This is a genomic window from Lysinibacillus sp. LK3 (assembly GCF_001043675.1).
In the GTDB taxonomy this organism is placed as follows: domain Bacteria; phylum Bacillota; class Bacilli; order Bacillales_A; family Planococcaceae; genus Lysinibacillus; species Lysinibacillus capsici.
The window spans coordinates 100,701-116,361 of the sequence record NZ_LDUJ01000001.1; the positions used below are offsets into that span (position 1 = coordinate 100,701).

Annotated in this window: 17 protein-coding genes; all 17 read left to right on the forward strand. The window is 38.4% G+C overall.

Annotated features, from left to right (window positions below; all coding sequences use genetic code 11):
* Positions 1 to 4 precede the first annotated feature (4 nt).
* The 17 genes from prsW (at position 5) to hepT (ending at position 15,614) form a co-directional block, all read left to right on the forward strand.
* Positions 5 to 679, forward strand: coding sequence for a glutamic-type intramembrane protease PrsW (prsW, locus tag VK91_RS00475; protein WP_004232588.1), 675 nt, complete (start codon positions 5 to 7; stop codon positions 677 to 679).
* Positions 680 to 777: 98 nt separating this feature from the next.
* Positions 778 to 1,593, forward strand: coding sequence for a spore cortex-lytic enzyme (gene sleB / locus VK91_RS00480; RefSeq protein ID WP_048389795.1), 816 nt, complete (start codon positions 778 to 780; stop codon positions 1,591 to 1,593).
* A 15-nt stretch (positions 1,594 to 1,608) separates the two neighbouring features.
* On the forward strand, positions 1,609 to 2,892 hold the full coding sequence (locus tag VK91_RS00485; protein WP_048389800.1) for a PepSY1/2 domain-containing protein: 1,284 nt from the start codon (positions 1,609 to 1,611) through the stop codon (positions 2,890 to 2,892).
* 114 nt (positions 2,893 to 3,006) lie between these two features.
* Positions 3,007 to 3,666 carry a flagellar brake protein gene (locus VK91_RS00490; protein ID WP_048389801.1) on the forward strand — a complete coding sequence of 220 codons (660 nt, stop codon included), beginning with the start codon at positions 3,007 to 3,009 and terminating at the stop codon, positions 3,664 to 3,666.
* A 95-nt stretch (positions 3,667 to 3,761) separates the two neighbouring features.
* The gene (cmk, locus tag VK91_RS00495) at positions 3,762 to 4,436 is read left to right on the forward strand and encodes a (d)CMP kinase (RefSeq protein ID WP_048389802.1); all 675 of its coding nucleotides are present in this window, start codon (positions 3,762 to 3,764) and stop codon (positions 4,434 to 4,436) included.
* A gap of 102 nt (positions 4,437 to 4,538) precedes the next feature.
* A complete protein-coding gene (gene rpsA, locus VK91_RS00500) occupies positions 4,539 to 5,675 on the forward strand; it encodes a 30S ribosomal protein S1 (protein WP_048389803.1) in 1,137 nt (378 codons plus the stop codon).
* 403 nt (positions 5,676 to 6,078) lie between these two features.
* Positions 6,079 to 7,389 carry a ribosome biogenesis GTPase Der gene (gene der / locus VK91_RS00505; protein WP_004232601.1) on the forward strand — a complete coding sequence of 437 codons (1,311 nt, stop codon included), beginning with the start codon at positions 6,079 to 6,081 and terminating at the stop codon, positions 7,387 to 7,389.
* A 110-nt stretch (positions 7,390 to 7,499) separates the two neighbouring features.
* Complete coding sequence (locus VK91_RS00510; RefSeq protein ID WP_048389806.1) at positions 7,500 to 8,516, forward strand: NAD(P)H-dependent glycerol-3-phosphate dehydrogenase; 1,017 nt, start codon at positions 7,500 to 7,502, stop codon at positions 8,514 to 8,516.
* Positions 8,517 to 8,739: 223 nt separating this feature from the next.
* Positions 8,740 to 8,952, forward strand: a complete 213-nt coding sequence (locus VK91_RS00515; RefSeq protein ID WP_004232605.1) for a DUF2768 domain-containing protein — start codon at positions 8,740 to 8,742, stop codon at positions 8,950 to 8,952.
* 22 nt (positions 8,953 to 8,974) lie between these two features.
* On the forward strand, positions 8,975 to 9,757 hold the full coding sequence (locus VK91_RS00520; protein WP_048389808.1) for a hypothetical protein: 783 nt from the start codon (positions 8,975 to 8,977) through the stop codon (positions 9,755 to 9,757).
* A gap of 92 nt (positions 9,758 to 9,849) precedes the next feature.
* Positions 9,850 to 11,328: a stage IV sporulation protein A gene (spoIVA, locus tag VK91_RS00525; RefSeq protein WP_048389809.1), complete on the forward strand. Its 1,479-nt coding sequence runs from the start codon at positions 9,850 to 9,852 to the stop codon at positions 11,326 to 11,328.
* A 198-nt stretch (positions 11,329 to 11,526) separates the two neighbouring features.
* Positions 11,527 to 11,799, forward strand: coding sequence for an HU family DNA-binding protein (locus VK91_RS00530; protein ID WP_004232618.1), 273 nt, complete (start codon positions 11,527 to 11,529; stop codon positions 11,797 to 11,799).
* Positions 11,800 to 12,018: 219 nt separating this feature from the next.
* A complete protein-coding gene (folE, locus tag VK91_RS00535; protein ID WP_009370809.1) occupies positions 12,019 to 12,588 on the forward strand; it encodes a GTP cyclohydrolase I FolE in 570 nt (189 codons plus the stop codon).
* A 62-nt stretch (positions 12,589 to 12,650) separates the two neighbouring features.
* Entirely contained in the window at positions 12,651 to 12,869 is a 219-nt protein-coding gene (gene mtrB, locus VK91_RS00540) for a trp RNA-binding attenuation protein MtrB (protein WP_004232621.1), read from the forward strand.
* Between the two features lie 263 nt (positions 12,870 to 13,132).
* A complete protein-coding gene (locus VK91_RS00545; RefSeq protein ID WP_048389813.1) occupies positions 13,133 to 13,900 on the forward strand; it encodes a heptaprenyl diphosphate synthase component 1 in 768 nt (255 codons plus the stop codon).
* A gap of 15 nt (positions 13,901 to 13,915) precedes the next feature.
* The gene (locus VK91_RS00550; RefSeq protein ID WP_048389815.1) at positions 13,916 to 14,620 is read left to right on the forward strand and encodes a demethylmenaquinone methyltransferase; all 705 of its coding nucleotides are present in this window, start codon (positions 13,916 to 13,918) and stop codon (positions 14,618 to 14,620) included.
* Positions 14,621 to 14,639: 19 nt separating this feature from the next.
* Positions 14,640 to 15,614 carry a heptaprenyl diphosphate synthase component II gene (gene hepT / locus VK91_RS00555; RefSeq protein ID WP_048389818.1) on the forward strand — a complete coding sequence of 325 codons (975 nt, stop codon included), beginning with the start codon at positions 14,640 to 14,642 and terminating at the stop codon, positions 15,612 to 15,614.
* Positions 15,615 to 15,661: the final 47 nt, after the last annotated feature.

Consider the following 15,661-nt stretch of genomic DNA (forward strand, 5'->3'; position numbering starts at 1 on the left):
CATCATGATCATTTTATTATCTGCTGCCATTGCTCCCGGTCTAGCGCTTTTTAGTTATTTCTATTTGCGCAATCAGATGGCTACGGAGCCAAGAAGAACTTTACTACAAACGTTTTTATACGGCGCATTTTTAACGTTCCCAATCATGTTTTTACAGTATGTATTAACAGAGGAAGGGGTTTTTCGATATCTTTATCTTCAAGACGTACTATTTTCAAGTGTCATTGAAGAATTTTTTAAATGGTTTGTGCTATTAATTGCCATCTATAATCATATAGAATTTGATGACCCTTACGATGGTATATTGTACGGGGCAAGCATTTCACTTGGCTTTGCTACGATTGAAAATGTTCTTTATTTACTTTCATTTGGCTTAGACACGGCATTTATGCGAGCCTTATTACCAGTATCGAGTCATGCTTTGTTCGGTGTCGTAATGGGCTATTATTATGGACGGGCTAAGTTTTCGAAACTTGTTAAGACAAAAGAGATGATTGCTATGGCGCTTTGTGCACCAGTCGTACTTCACATTCTATACAATACAATATTATCATTCAAAGGTCACTGGGTTTATTTAATGATTCCTTTTATGTTGTTTTTATGGTGGTTTGGCTTGCGTAAAGTGAAGCTTGCACATTATCATCTGGTGCAGCATCTTCATATGCAAAAGAAAATATAAAGCGTAGAAATCGTCAAAGATTTCTACGCTTTATTTCATTTTTATCATGTATAAAATACTCCTTTTGTTTCAAGCTATAAAAAAAAGGAGTGATAAAAGTGCGTTTAGTAAGCATACTTTTTGCTTTAATATTAGGAATTAGTATAATTGCGATTCCTCAAAATGATGCGAATGCATTTAGCGATCAGCAAATTACTCGGGGTGCCTATGGAGATGATGTCGTTGAATTGCAAGCGAGGCTACAATACTTAGGTTTTTATAAGAGTAAAATTGATGGCAAATTTGGCTACAACACATACTGGGCTTTACGTAATTTCCAAGAAAATTATGGGTTACCAGTAGACGGAATTGCAGGCGCTAAGACAAAGAAAGCGTTAACGGGCAATTCAGATTATGACGAAAAATGGGTGAAAGCTCAATTAAATGCAGGAAATCAATTTACTTATTATGGTGGGCAGCCACTTGATCAGCAAGTGAAAAAGAATACTAGTGGTGGCAGTAGCAATAGTAGTGGAAGTAGTAATAATAATGGAACACAGACACAAGTTCCTCCCAAATATACAGAGCGTGATTTACAGCTAATGGCGAATGCGGTATATGGAGAGGCAAGGGGAGAACCATATGAAGGACAAGTAGCGGTTGCCGCAGTTATTTTAAATCGTTTGGAAAGCCCAGATTTCCCGAATACTATTTCAGGTATCATTTTCCAACCGTTAGCATTTACGGCCGTTGCAGATGGGCAAATTTGGCTTGAGCCAAATGAGCGAGCGAAAGAAGCGGTTATTGATGCCATGAACGGCTGGGACCCTTCTGAAAATGCATTGTATTATTTCAATCCAAAAACTGCAACGAGCAAATGGATTTGGTCACGTCCACAAATCAAACAAATTGGAGAGCATATTTTCTGTTCATAGAAAGGAGGAACCTAGATGAAAACTTGGCTCGTGGTCTTAACGATTGCCGTTATTGGGTTAGGGGCATACAGCATTGATTTACATGGAGATAAAGAAGATTTACAACGTACCGTGCTAGCACAATATACAGATAAGTTAACGGATGCATCTGAAAAACTTTCCCATCTTCAACGCTCAGTATCACAATCCCTGTTGTTTCAAGACGAGCAGGCGATTCACAATGAACTAGATTCGGTTTGGCGTTTAAGCTCAGAAGTTCGTTCTTCAATTGCGAATATTCCAATAGGACAAGAACTATCAAGTGAATGGATGAACTATCTAGGGCGACTTGGCGATGAAGCAAAAAGGACAGCGAAAACAGGGGATTATGAAGCTTGGCGTGAAAAAATGCCCCAGGTTTCAACGAATTTACAATCTCTTTCCGATGAATGGACAGCTGCAACCGTCGATTTCTATAAACATGATGGGAAAATGGATGTTTGGCTACAGCAAGTAGATAATAAAAATCCAAATAGCCAATTTGATACTGTAAAAGATACATTAAAGGGCTACGGCGAAAAGGATTTCCCGTTAACTTTATCTGAATCTGATTGGCAGAAAAAAATTGAGTTAAAGGCATTACAGGATGCAGTTATTACCGAAAAAGAAGCACTAGAGAAAGTGAAGTACTTATTCCCAGTCATTAAAGATGCTACATTTACAGTTACAAAAAGTAGTGATACAGCACCATATCCTTTTTATCATATCCAATTCCACCAAGGGATTCGATTAGGCTATGTTGATTTAACAGAAAAGGGTGGACATTTATTATCCTATTTAGTAGAACGTCCTGTGGATGAAGCCAAGTTATCACAAGAGGAAATCATGAAAAAAGCGCAGGAATATGTGAAGAAATTAGGCATGAAAGATGTAGCCTATGTGGAATCACGAGAAAATCATCAAGCTTGGCATGTGACATTTGCTCGTGTCCATCCTGGAGATAATGCGTTAATCTACGCTGATGGTGTTCAATTGAAAGTGGCGAAAGATACAGGTGAGCTGTTAGGTGCAAATGCAATGGAATATATTCAAGAAGAAAATATTAAAAAGCAAACAGCTAAGCCGATTGATTGGAAAACGTTCTTCCAAGACGATATCCAAGTACAAGAGGTAAAAAATATCTACACAGATAATGGACAATTTGAGCAACGTCTTTGCTATGAGGTCATTGCATTGCGTGATGGTAATACACAGGAAACATTTAGAATTGTTATTGATGCGGAAAACCATAATGTATTAAAAGTGGAATATCTAACTTAATCAATGATGCTTCCGCTCTGTATCAACTTGACATGAAAATACTACCAATTTTTATAGCCAAAATAAGCTTCTCATGAGATAATTAAACTATATTTTTCGCACGGGGAGATGCTCATGGAAATAAAAATTGGTACACAATTACAACTTGAACCAACTTATACAGAGCGTTTGGAGAAATTCCGCTGTAAAGTTGTAGAGCAAAAAGATAATATTCTATATATTGATTATCCGGTTAATATGGTAACAAAGAAAACGGCATTTTTAATAGATGGCTCAGAATTTAGAGCAACTTTTCGTACCGAGGATAAGCAATCCTTTGCCTTTAATACAGAGGTAGTTGGCCGTAAAGCAGGTAATATCCCAATGATTATGTTGCATTGTCCAACACGAGAGGAGTTTATAAAAATTCAGCGACGAGAATACGTTCGTGTGGAGACACAAGTAGACGTTGCTATTCAGTTGAAAGATTATAAATATCAGCTTGTGACTGTGGATATTAGTGCAGGAGGCCTAGCAGTCATGTTGAAAGGTCAAGTAGCTTTTACTGAGGGTGATGAAGTAAAACTAACTATTGTATTGCCATTTGCCAATGGAGATGTCAAGTATGTCATTACGGAAGCGCTGATCGTACGTATTTTTGAAAAAGAGGATAAACGCATTGCAACAATCCAACTAACAGATACAGATGACGTCGATCAACAGCATATTGTCCGTTTTTGCTTTGAACGTCAATTAGTCAATCGTCGTAAAGAAATGAACCCTTTTAATGTTTAATATCCTTTATGAATATTTTGATGAAGCCCTCTCCTAGTAGAGGGCTTTTTTGAGGTTATATGATACAATAAGAGGTGCAGAAAGTAGGGAAGAATATGAAGAAAAACATTCAAATTGCGATAGACGGGCCTGCTGGTGCTGGCAAAAGTACAATCGCAAAAATTGTTGCTGAAGCACTTGGCTTTACTTACATTGACACAGGGGCAATGTATCGAGCGGTTACGTATAAAGCGATGCAACAAAACATACATTTAGATGATGAAGCAAAATTAGCAGAGATGCTTGAAGTAAGCACAATTGAATTAAAACCATCACCTCAGGGACAGCTTGTTTTTTTAGATGGTCACAATGTGTCAGCGGAAATACGCTCTAATGAGGTCACTTCATCAGTCTCACAAGTAGCTGCCCATGCGAAGGTTCGTGAGCTATTAGTTGCTCAACAGCAAAAACTTGCAGCTAATGGCGGTGTTGTCATGGATGGCCGCGATATTGCTACACATGTCTTAAAGGATGCAGAACTAAAGGTTTTCATGTCTGCAACAGTAGAGGAGCGTGCTAGACGACGCTTGATTGATAATCAAAAAAGAGGAATTGAGTCCTCTCTTGAAAAACTTCAGGAAGAAATAGCGCTACGTGATAAAAAGGATAGTGAGCGTGAAGCATCGCCACTGATTCAAGCTGAAGATGCGATTTTTTTAGATACAACAGCATTGTCCATTGATGATGCAGCACAAGCTATTTTAAAATTAGCAGAAGAAAAAATGCTATAAATCCTAAAATTTCAGACATTTTTAGAATTTAAAGGATTTATTTTTGTCTTTGTCTTCAATATCGAATAAAATAGTAAGGGAAGATGCGAAGGAGGGTTACATATGTCTGAAGAAATGAACTATGCAGAACAAACGTTTAACGAGGGTGATATCGTCAAAGGCATTGCCGCGCAAGTTGATGAAAAGGCAGTATCTGTATCAATTCCAGGTGCTCCGTTTGATGGTATTGTACCGATTAGTGAATTATCAAGCTTACACATTGAGAAAGCGTCTGATGTCATCTCAGTTGGAGATGAATTAGAATTGATGATTACAAAGGTTGAAGAAGAAAACTTTGTCCTATCAAAACGTAAAGTGGATGCTCTAAAAGCATGGGATACACTGGAGCAGCAATTTGCCGCTGAGGAAATCTTTGAAGCGGAAGTAAAGGATATTGTTAAAGGTGGTCTTGTCGTAGATTTAGGTGTACGTGGCTTTGTACCAGCATCGCTTGTAGAGGACTATTTTGTTGATGATTTTGAAGGCTATAAAGGGCAAACATTAAGCTTTAAAATTGTTGAGCTTGATAAGGATAAGAATCGCCTTATTTTATCTCACCGAGCAGTGGTTGAAGCAGAGAAAGCTTCACAAAAGAAAAATGTGATTAATCAAATAAAAGCTGGCGATGTATTGGATGGTAAAGTACAGCGTCTCGCGTCATTTGGTGCATTTATCGACCTAGGTGGTATTGATGGTCTTGTACACATCTCGCAAGTATCACATGAGCATGTGAGTGATGTGAGTGAGGTTTTAGCTGAAGGACAAGATGTAAAAGTAAAAGTTCTATCAGTGGACCCAGAAAATGAACGTATTTCTTTATCTATTAAGGAAACAATTCCTGGACCATGGTCTAATATTGAAGAACGTGCCGCTAAAGGCACTATTTTAGACGGTAGAGTGAAGCGACTTACTTCATTTGGCGCATTTGTGGAAGTATTCCCAGGCGTTGAAGGTTTAGTGCATATATCGCAAATTGCGCATAAGCACATTAACACGCCTCATGAAGCACTAAAAGAGGGACAAGAAGTACAGGTAAAGGTTCTTGATGTCAACGCTGACGAAGGCCGTCTAGCCCTTAGCATTAAAGAATTATTAGAAAATCCTGAAGCAGAAGAAGTAATCGACTATGAATTACCTGAAGAGAATACAGGCTTCTCATTCGGTGATGTGATTGGCGATAAACTAAAAAACTTTAAATAATGTATAAAGCGAGGATGCATAATTGTATCCTCGCTATTTTTATGGTTGATAGGATTTTGAAAGTGAAGGATAGCGATTGAGGAGTGGATAAAATCTTTGAATTGAAGGATACAACTTTAAAAGTAGCGGATAAGATTTCAGAAGTGAAGGATAGCAAATAAGAAGAGGATAAAATCTTTGAATTGAAGGATAAAACTCTAAAAGTAGCGGATAAGATTCTCAAAATAAAGGATAGCAATTAAAAAGGCAATAAAACCTAAATAACTCGGATAGTTTGCTTAAAAAAATGAGGTAACACCTTTTATCACCATACATAGCGTTCTACATTATGGATATGATATGATATAATGGCATTTTTCGTGTATAATAGCGAAAGACAAGAAGTTGGAAGGATGAAGTACAGATGACGAAACCAGTAGTAGCCATCGTAGGTCGTCCGAACGTAGGTAAGTCGACGATTTTTAATCGTATCGTTGGAGAACGTGTTTCAATTGTGGAGGATATCCCAGGCGTAACACGTGACCGTATTTATAGTTCGGCAGAGTGGTTAACACACGATTTTAATATTATTGATACAGGTGGCATTGAAATTGGAGACGAGCCGTTTTTAGAACAAATTCGTCAACAAGCTGAAATCGCTATTGATGAAGCAGACGTTATTATTTTCATGACAAATGGTCGTGAAGGGGTAACGGCAGCAGATGAGCAAGTTGCTAAAATTCTATACAAAACAAAAAAACCAGTCGTATTAGCGGTCAATAAAATTGATAATCCTGATATGCGTGAAATGATTTATGATTTTTATGCACTTGGCTTCGGTGAACCTTGGCCTATTTCAGGTTCCCACGGTTTAGGTTTAGGGGATTTATTGGACGAATGTGCGAAACATTTCCCGAAAGAAGATGAAGAACAATACGGTGATGATGTCATTAAATTCTCTTTAATTGGTCGCCCGAATGTTGGGAAATCCTCTTTAGTGAATGCTTTCCTAGGGCAGGAACGTGTTATTGTTAGTAATATTGCAGGGACAACACGTGATGCGATTGATACGCCTTATGCATATGATGGACAGGAATATGTCATTATTGATACGGCGGGTATGCGTAAAAAAGGAAAGATCTATGAAACAACCGAGAAATATTCTGTGTTACGTGCGCTACGTGCTATTGAACGCTCAGACGTTGTTTTAGTAGTGCTGAATGCAGAAGAAGGTATTCAGGAGCAAGATAAAAAAATCGCTGGCTATGCACATGAGGCTGGAAAAGCTGTGATCATTGTTGTGAATAAATGGGATGCCATTGAAAAAGATGAAAAAACAATGAATGTCTTTACACAGCAAATTCGTGAGCATTTCCTATTTTTAGATTATGCCCCAATTATTTTTGTATCGGCGAATACAAAACAGCGTGTGCATCAAATTTTACCGATTATCCAACGTGTCAGCGAGAATCATGCGATGCGTATTCAGTCCTCTATTTTAAATGAAGTGATTGAGGACTCAGTGGCTCGTAATCCAGCACCGACAGATAAAGGTCGTCGTTTACGTATTTACTATGCTACTCAGGTAGCGATTAAGCCACCAACATTCGTTATTTTTGTGAATGAACCTGAGCTTATGCATTTCTCATATGAACGCTTCTTAGAAAATCGCATCCGCGAAACATTTGACTTTGAAGGGACGCCAATTCGTTTAATTACACGTGCGCGTGCTTAAGGCAATAGCTATAGACATACAATACGCCAACCCGACATTATTGTTGGGTGGCGTCTTTTTACAAGAAAGAACTTACTTAATAGACAACCCAACAAAGGGAGGATTTTGTTATGGAAAAAGTTTGTGTGTTAGGGGCAGGCTCATGGGGTACTGCACTGGCAATGGTACTAGCGGAAAATGGACATGATACGCTTGTATGGACACATAGAGCTGAGCAGGCAGAAGAAATCAATCAACTGCATACGAATAAAAAATATTTACCAGAAACCATTCTACCTGTAAATTTACATGCGACGAGTGATATGGCACAGGTAGCTACTCATGCAGAAACCATTGTTGTGGCTGTTCCAACAAAAGCGATTCGTGAAGTATGCGAGAAACTAACGGCTGAATTAACAAAAAAAGTGTTGTTTGTCCATGTTTCGAAAGGAATTGAGCCTGACTCATTAAAACGAATATCTGAGATTTTAGCAGAAAGCTTACCAGCAATGTATGTGGAAGAAATTGTTGTTCTTTCTGGGCCAAGTCATGCAGAAGAAGTGGTACTGCATCATCCTACAACGGTTACTGCAGCTTGTGCTAATATTGATGCTGCTGAAAAGGTACAGGATTTATTTATGAATCAGTTCTTCCGCGTCTATACAAATGAGGATATCATTGGTGTAGAAATAGGAGGAGCTTTGAAAAACGTTATCGCTTTAGCGGCAGGTATTACTGATGGCTTAAATTATGGAGACAATGCAAAAGCGGCACTTATTACGCGAGGTCTTGCAGAAATTTCACGGTTAGGTGTAAAAATGGGTGGTAATCCATTTACGTTCTCAGGACTTACAGGTATGGGGGACTTAATTGTAACCTGTACAAGTGTCCACTCGCGAAACTGGCGTGCAGGTAATATGTTAGGGCAAGGTATGAAGCTACAAGAAGTGCTGGATCAAATGGGCATGGTCGTAGAAGGTGTCCGTACCACGAAGGCAGCCTATCAATTAGCAGAGAAATATGATGTCGCCATGCCGATTTCCACAGTGCTCTATAGTGTGCTATTTAATGATGTTGAACCGAAAGTGGCAGTAGATGCCTTAATGATGCGTATGAAAAAACGAGAAATAGACGATATGAAGCATTAATATTAATTTTTTGATTAGACTTGTCATTAAATGGACATAAATAAGGTGTCTCAACCAATCTGTTGAGACGCCTTATTGTGTGCCACTAGTTGAATAGAAATACAAGCTAAAAGAGTTGTCCATTTCTTGATAGTTATGGGACAACTATTTCTTTTTAGCAAAAGCACATAGTATAATATACTTTGATTGTGTCTTGACATTCAAAGAAAGGTGGTTTTTTGAAATGGGCCCGTTAGCTCATATGCCTGCGCTTGATGTAATGTGGGTGTCGTTTTATTGCATCGCATTTATGATTATATCAGTCGGCTTAATTTATTTAGCACGAAATAAGATTTCAAATGTATTTTTACGAACAGTCGTAAATTTATGTGCATACATACTGTTTGGACTTGGCACATTTTTAATGGTACTTGTAGTTGCCACTTGGCCAGCATAAATAATAATGAGGTGTCAGTAACATGAAAAAACTAAGTGCTTTGCTGTTGGTATTTGCAACCGCCATACTGTTAGTAGGATGTGCGTACCCAGAAGAAGAAAAAAGGGCTAAGGTCACGCCTGATGTCGATCAACTAGCGGCAGTTCAACGTGCTGTGGATGAATACCGTGAAGCAACAGGTGGACTAGTACCAATTAAAAATAGCGAGCTAGATACGGATATCTATATCAAATATTTAATCGATTTTGAAAAACTTATGCCGAAGTATTTGACGACAATTCCTGGAAATGCCTATGAAAAAGGTGGTATATATCAATATATCATTTGGGACCCTGAAAATGAGGCATCGGTCAAATTAGTAGATTTAAACGCGGCAGAGCGTATACGTGAAATAGGTATTCGTAAACTATCTACACAGTATTTACCAATAAAAGGGTCAATTTCAGATAATGTTTATCAGATCAACTATAAAGATTTGGGTTATAAAACAGAGGTAACTGTAAAAAGTCCCTATTCTGGCGTCGAGTTACCGCTTTTCATGACTGGTGATGGTGAATTACATGTAGACTATGCTGTGGATTTAGGCCAGCTTTTAAAAGAGGATAAGCCGAATGTAAAGCCAGGTGATGATATTCGCCAACTGCTTGTCGACAAATTTCCAGTGGTGCCTGCCTATTCTATTCCATATACAGTGGACGAGAATGGAGAGCCTATCTATGATATGAAAACGTATAATACGGATGTCAAAAAAGCGAAAGAATTACAAAAACAAGAGGCAGAAGCCGCCGAGAAAAAAGAGAAATAGCAAACAAGCTCCTTACATTTGTGAGGGGCTTTTTCATATTTGTCTACAGGCTTGCATATAGTGAAAAAGCGTAGATAAAGGAGGCAGAAACCTTGAGTGAAGCAGTATTTAGAGAAATTGCAGAGCGCACAAATGGCGATGTTTATATTGGTGTTGTCGGTCCAGTACGTGTAGGTAAATCAACATTTGTAAAAAAGGTAATGGAATCAGTCGTGTTACCAAACATTGTGGATGAAACGGAAAGAATGCGAGCACAAGATGAGTTGCCACAAAGTTCTCCGGGGCCAGTCATTATGACTGCTGAGCCGAAGTTTGTGCCTGCCCAAGCAACCCGTATTGTGGTCGGTGAAGATGAAATGCCATTCCAAATTCGATTAGCAGATTGTGTTGGTTATATTATCGATGGGACAAAAGGCTATGAGGATGAAAATGGACCAAAATTTGTTCATACGCCTTGGCATACGGAGCCAATTCCATTTCAGGAAGCCGCTAAAATTGGCACAGATAAGGTGATTCGCGATCATGCGAATATTGGTATTGTCGTAACGACTGATGGTACAGTGAACGGAATCAGTCGACGAGCAGCAGAGAAGGCAGAAGAGGAAATTGTAGAGCAATTAAAAGACATCGGCAAACCATTTGTCATCTTACTCAATTGCCAAATGCCTGCGAGAGAAGAAACGGTTCAGCTTCGCAATGAATTGTTTGAACGTTACAATGTCCCTGTTATTGCGATGTCCATTGATCAAATGAGAGAAACGGATATTCAATATATTTTACAAGAGGCGTTATTTGAATTCCCAATTCGTACCATTGAGGTGGAAAAACCAGACTGGCTGGATGTATTAGATGCTACACATCCATTAAATGTTGCATTGATTGATTCGATGGAGGAAGTCCTTTCTTCTGTTATGAAAATTCGAGATGTGCAACAGGCGTCAGATGCCTTTAAAGCCATTGACTTTATTGACCAAAGTGAAGTTGTTCATGTAGATGCAGGTGTAGGAACAGCTGTAATTCGGGTATCCCTACAGGGTGAATTGTATAAATCAGTTTGTAATGAATGGCTAGAAGAACCAATTGAAACGAAAAAAGATTGGTTACTCTTTATCAAAGAGGCGGCAGAGGCAAAAGAGGCCCAAAAACGCTTTAAAAGTGCTATTCACGATGCTGATACGACAGGCTATGGCGTGACATTGCCAATGATGCAGGAATTTGAGCCAACAGCCCCAGAGCTCATTAAACAGAATAATTTCTTCGGCGTACGAATGAAGGCAAAAGCGCCATCCTATCATATTATCCGAGTTGATATGGAGTCAGAATTTGCACCGTTAATTGGCTCAGAGTTCCATAGTCAGCAACTTCTAAAAGATTTAAATCATGCTTATTTACATGATCGTGATGCCTTATGGAATACACAATTATTTGGCACACCATTGCATGAAGTATTAAAAGAGGGGATTCGTTATAAAATGGATGCAGTTCCATCTACTGCCAAAAAACGTATGCGTCAGACGATTGAACGAATGGTTAACGAAGGAGATCGTGGTTTAGTAACATTTATTTTATAGTGATAAAATTCAGAAAAAATGCAAAAAATATACGCAGGGCTTTTCGTTTTTATGCGAAAAGTCCTTTTATTTTTGTTTTTTGGGTGAAAAACTGATTTTTTGGTTATAATCATGTATGAATACAGTTGCGTAGCGGTTTTCTATGTGTTACTCTTTTTACAGAATTGGTTCATGACCCTTTGAGAGGAGGTGAATGGTGTGAATAAAACAGAATTAGTAAACTCTGTTGCTGAAGCTGCAGGTCTTTCTAAAAAAGACGCTTCTAAAGCAGTTGAAGCTGTATTTGATACAATTCAAGATGCTCTTGCAAAGGGTGACAAAGTACAATTAATTGGTTTTGGTAACTTTGAAGTACGTGAACGTGCGGCTCGTAAAGGTCGTAACCCACAAACTGGTAAAGAAATCGAAATCGCTGCTAGCAAGGTGCCTGCTTTCAAACCAGGTAAAGCGCTTAAAGACGCGGTAAAATAATACACGTCTAGTAGTTACATAGAGCAGTCTTCATGTTAACGAACATGAAGGCTGCTCTTTTTAACTTCAAATTTGAATTTTACATAATAATATACAGTGATTTTCTTATCTAGAAGCGAATTTCTGATGAATCAGGTAAGTCATTTTGCGCTTACCTTTTGGATGTGCTACGATGCATAGGGAAATGTGTAATGTTTTGATATGCAGGAGGGTTTTTTGATGTCGAATATTGATTTATTAAAAATAGAAGAAGCGGTAAAAATGATTTTAGAAGCGGTAGGTGAAGATGTAAATCGTGAAGGTTTATTGGATACGCCGAAGCGTGTAGCAAAAATGTATGCCGAAATGTTCAGCGGCTTGCATGAGGATGCTAAAGATTATTTTAAAACGGTATTTCATGAGGATCATGAAGAACTAGTGCTTGTCAAAGATATACCTTTTTATTCGATGTGTGAGCATCATCTAGTACCTTTCTATGGCAAAGCACATGTTGCATACATACCAAATGACGGCGTTGTTGCTGGACTGAGTAAGTTAGGACGTGCAGTGGAGACGATTGCTCGCAGACCACAACTACAAGAGCGTATTACCTCTTCAGTAGCGGACACAATTATGGAGATGCTTTCGCCAAAAGGTGTTTATGTTGTGATCGAGGCTGAGCATATGTGTATGACAATGCGTGGATTAAAAAAACCTGGTTCTAAAACGGTGACATCTGTTGCACGCGGTATTTATGAGGAAGATGAAGTGAAACGTAGAGAAGTACTATCATTTATTCAAATGTCTTAAATTGCGTGTCTAATTATGTTATGATGAACTAAGAATTTGTCGGATTTAAGGAGTGTACAAAGATGTCACAAGATTATATTGTTATTCAAGCAGAAGAAGATGGTGTACATGTCATTGGATTAACACGTGGAACTGATACGAAATTCCATCATTCAGAGAAATTAGATGCCGGCGAAGTAATGATTGCTCAATTTACAGAACACACGTCTGCCATGAAAATACGCGGTAAAGCGCAAATTCATACAGCACATGGCGTGATCAATAGCGAAGCGAAAAAATAAGAAATTTTGTTTCTGACGATAGGTTTTAATGCTGTTCAACGTTCTACAGCACATATAAAAACACTAGATGTGAAAAACTTAGTATAAGGTCTATGGGCAGTTAGCATTCCAACATTCAATTATGGGAGAGCTTTACTGCCTGTGCTATGAAGAAAGCAAATTTTTTTTATTCCGCATCGTTGCGTATGCTATAATGACTCAGTAAGCAAGCGTTTGGCCTTGTATAGGGCTAACGTATCTGAAAGTGAAATGGAGTAAGGTCTATGAATGCAACATACATTCAAAATTCAATTGCACAGTTAAAAACAGAGATTTTCATGGATGTTCGTCATAGAACTTTGCAAAAATACACAGGTGTACCTGTGCTAGATGAAAATCAACTGTTTTATTTGTTAATCCCGTTTTTGAATGGTGAAGAGTGGCAACAAGAGCAACAAGAGGCTGCAATTACTGTTGGCATAGTGTACGCAGCATTAGCGGCTCACGATCATATAAAAGAATTAGACGCAACATCAAAAGAGCAGCAGCTTACCGTATTAGCTGGGGATTTTTATAGTGGTCGTTATTATGAAATATTAGCAATGTCAGGGAATGTTGCATTGATTCGAAACTTGTCACAAGGTATTGTGGCACGATGTGAAAATCAAATTAAGGTTTATGAAAATAAACAACGAACAATGGAACAGTGGTATACATCGATGAGTACGATAGAATCTGGGTTAATTGCTCAATTTTTTGATCTTTATTCTTTCAGTGAATATATACCACTTATAGAAAAAAGCTTATTAATCTTGCGTTTAGAAAAAGAATGGACAGCTTATCAACGTGGGCAAATGTCTTTAATGGGTAAGGCACTAGAAGAAAGTGTCAGACGTAATGGCGCAACCTTTAATAGCGTCATCCAAGGGAAAATTGTGCATTTAAAAACAGAGCTATCACAGATCATTAATCAGGCATCCTTTTTACAAAGTGATATCAAACAAGCTTTACATGCACATGTAGAGGCATCCATTGCTTCTACTAACGGATAAGAGAGGTTTTTCAAAATGGCTAAAACGAAAGAAGAACACGTTCACGAAGTATTTGAAAGTATTTCGGAAAACTACGATAAAATGAATGGTGTAATTAGTTTCCAGATGCATGTTGGCTGGCGTAACGATACGATGAAGCACATGGCTGTAAAACCTGGATCAAAAGCACTTGATGTATGCTGTGGCACCGCAGACTGGACAATCGCATTGGCAGAGGCTGTTGGTGAAAGTGGAGAAGTAAAAGGGCTTGACTTTAGTCAAAACATGCTGAAAGTTGGCGAAAAAAAGGTAGAGCCATACCCACAAATTGAACTCATTCATGGAAATGCAATGGAGTTGCCTTTTCCAGATGATACGTTTGATTATGTGACAATCGGCTTTGGTCTTCGCAATGTACCTGATTATTTACAAGTTTTGAAGGAAATGCATCGTGTTGTTAAACCAGGTGGAATGGTGGTTTGTTTAGAAACATCTCAATCTGAAATCCCTGGTTATCGTCAGCTGTTCCGTTTTTATTTTAAATTTATAATGCCGATATTTGGTAAAATATTTGCGAAAAGCTATAAGGAGTATTCTTGGCTTCAGGAATCTGCGAATGATTTCCCAGGTATGAAAAGGTTAGCGGCATTGTTTGAGCAGGCAGGATTAGAAAAAGTAACGTACAAAGCATACAGTGGCGGGGCTGCGGCAATGCATATGGGCTTTAAAAAGATACGTTAATGGGGGAAGGTTTTCACACGTGGAAAAGATGAAGTTAAAACTACTCTATTCCGATTTGAAATCAGATATCGAAATCATTGAACAAGAGTTAGAAAAAGCGGTGGACTCATCTTCATATTTGATCAACGATGCTTCTCTCCATTTATTACAAGCTGGTGGCAAACGGATAAGACCAATTTTTGTGTTACTAGGCGCAAAATTTGGTGATTATGACATTGAGAAGATGAAGGATGTAGCAGTGCCTTTAGAACTCATTCATATGGCATCGCTTGTACATGATGATGTCATTGACGACTCCAATATGCGAAGAGGACGCCCGACTGTCAAATCACAGTGGAATAACAGGGTAGCAATGTACACAGGCGATTTTATTTTCGCACGTGCGCTGGAATATATAACAAAGTTTGAAGACCCACTTGTTCATCAAATTTTAGCCCGTACGATGGTGGAGATTTGTAACGGTGAAGTCATTCAAATTGAAGATAAATTTAGATTAGATCAAGGTTTAAAAGATTATTTTAGAAGAATCAAACGCAAAACAGCATTACTTATTTCCTCAAGCTGTGAGCTAGGAGCTGTGGCAGCGGGGGTTGATGCTAAAACAGTTCGGCATTTAAAGCGCTTCGGCTACTTTGTAGGCATGAGCTTCCAAATTATCGATGATGTTTTAGATATTATGGCAACCGATAAAGAACTAGGGAAGCCAGCAGGTAGTGACTTACTACAGGGCAATATTACTTTACCGATTTTATTGTTGAAAGATGATCCGGAGATGCAACCATACTTAGTTAAAGTGTTTGCAGGCACGTTAACAGAATCGGAACGTCAAAATATGTTGCAATATGTGCGTAAATCTCATGCGATTGAGCAAGCTAATCGTATGAGTGATAAATATTTGAAAAAAGCCTTACAAGAAATTGATGCTTTACCAAAACATCCCGTAAAGAAAAAATTACGTGATGTAGCATTGTTCATGGGTAAGCGCAAATTCTAGCTTTTTGTTGTACAAAAGCTCATTTTTTGTTAATATTTATCGGTAGG

Bases quoted from the DNA above. Each gene is read 5' to 3' on its own strand.
- prsW (WP_004232588.1), top strand. From the start codon at position 5: ATGATCATTTTATTATCTGCTGCCATTGCTCCCGGTCTAGCGCTTTTT.
- VK91_RS00485 (WP_048389800.1), top strand. From the start codon at position 1,609: ATGAAAACTTGGCTCGTGGTCTTAACGATTGCCGTTATTGGGTTAGGG.
- VK91_RS00490 (WP_048389801.1), top strand. From the start codon at position 3,007: ATGGAAATAAAAATTGGTACACAATTACAACTTGAACCAACTTATACA.
- cmk (WP_048389802.1), top strand. From the start codon at position 3,762: ATGAAGAAAAACATTCAAATTGCGATAGACGGGCCTGCTGGTGCTGGC.
- rpsA (WP_048389803.1), top strand. From the start codon at position 4,539: ATGTCTGAAGAAATGAACTATGCAGAACAAACGTTTAACGAGGGTGAT.
- der (WP_004232601.1), top strand. From the start codon at position 6,079: ATGACGAAACCAGTAGTAGCCATCGTAGGTCGTCCGAACGTAGGTAAG.
- VK91_RS00510 (WP_048389806.1), top strand. From the start codon at position 7,500: ATGGAAAAAGTTTGTGTGTTAGGGGCAGGCTCATGGGGTACTGCACTG.
- VK91_RS00515 (WP_004232605.1), top strand. From the start codon at position 8,740: ATGGGCCCGTTAGCTCATATGCCTGCGCTTGATGTAATGTGGGTGTCG.
- VK91_RS00520 (WP_048389808.1), top strand. From the start codon at position 8,975: ATGAAAAAACTAAGTGCTTTGCTGTTGGTATTTGCAACCGCCATACTG.
- folE (WP_009370809.1), top strand. From the start codon at position 12,019: ATGTCGAATATTGATTTATTAAAAATAGAAGAAGCGGTAAAAATGATT.
- mtrB (WP_004232621.1), top strand. From the start codon at position 12,651: ATGTCACAAGATTATATTGTTATTCAAGCAGAAGAAGATGGTGTACAT.
- VK91_RS00545 (WP_048389813.1), top strand. From the start codon at position 13,133: ATGAATGCAACATACATTCAAAATTCAATTGCACAGTTAAAAACAGAG.
- VK91_RS00550 (WP_048389815.1), top strand. From the start codon at position 13,916: ATGGCTAAAACGAAAGAAGAACACGTTCACGAAGTATTTGAAAGTATT.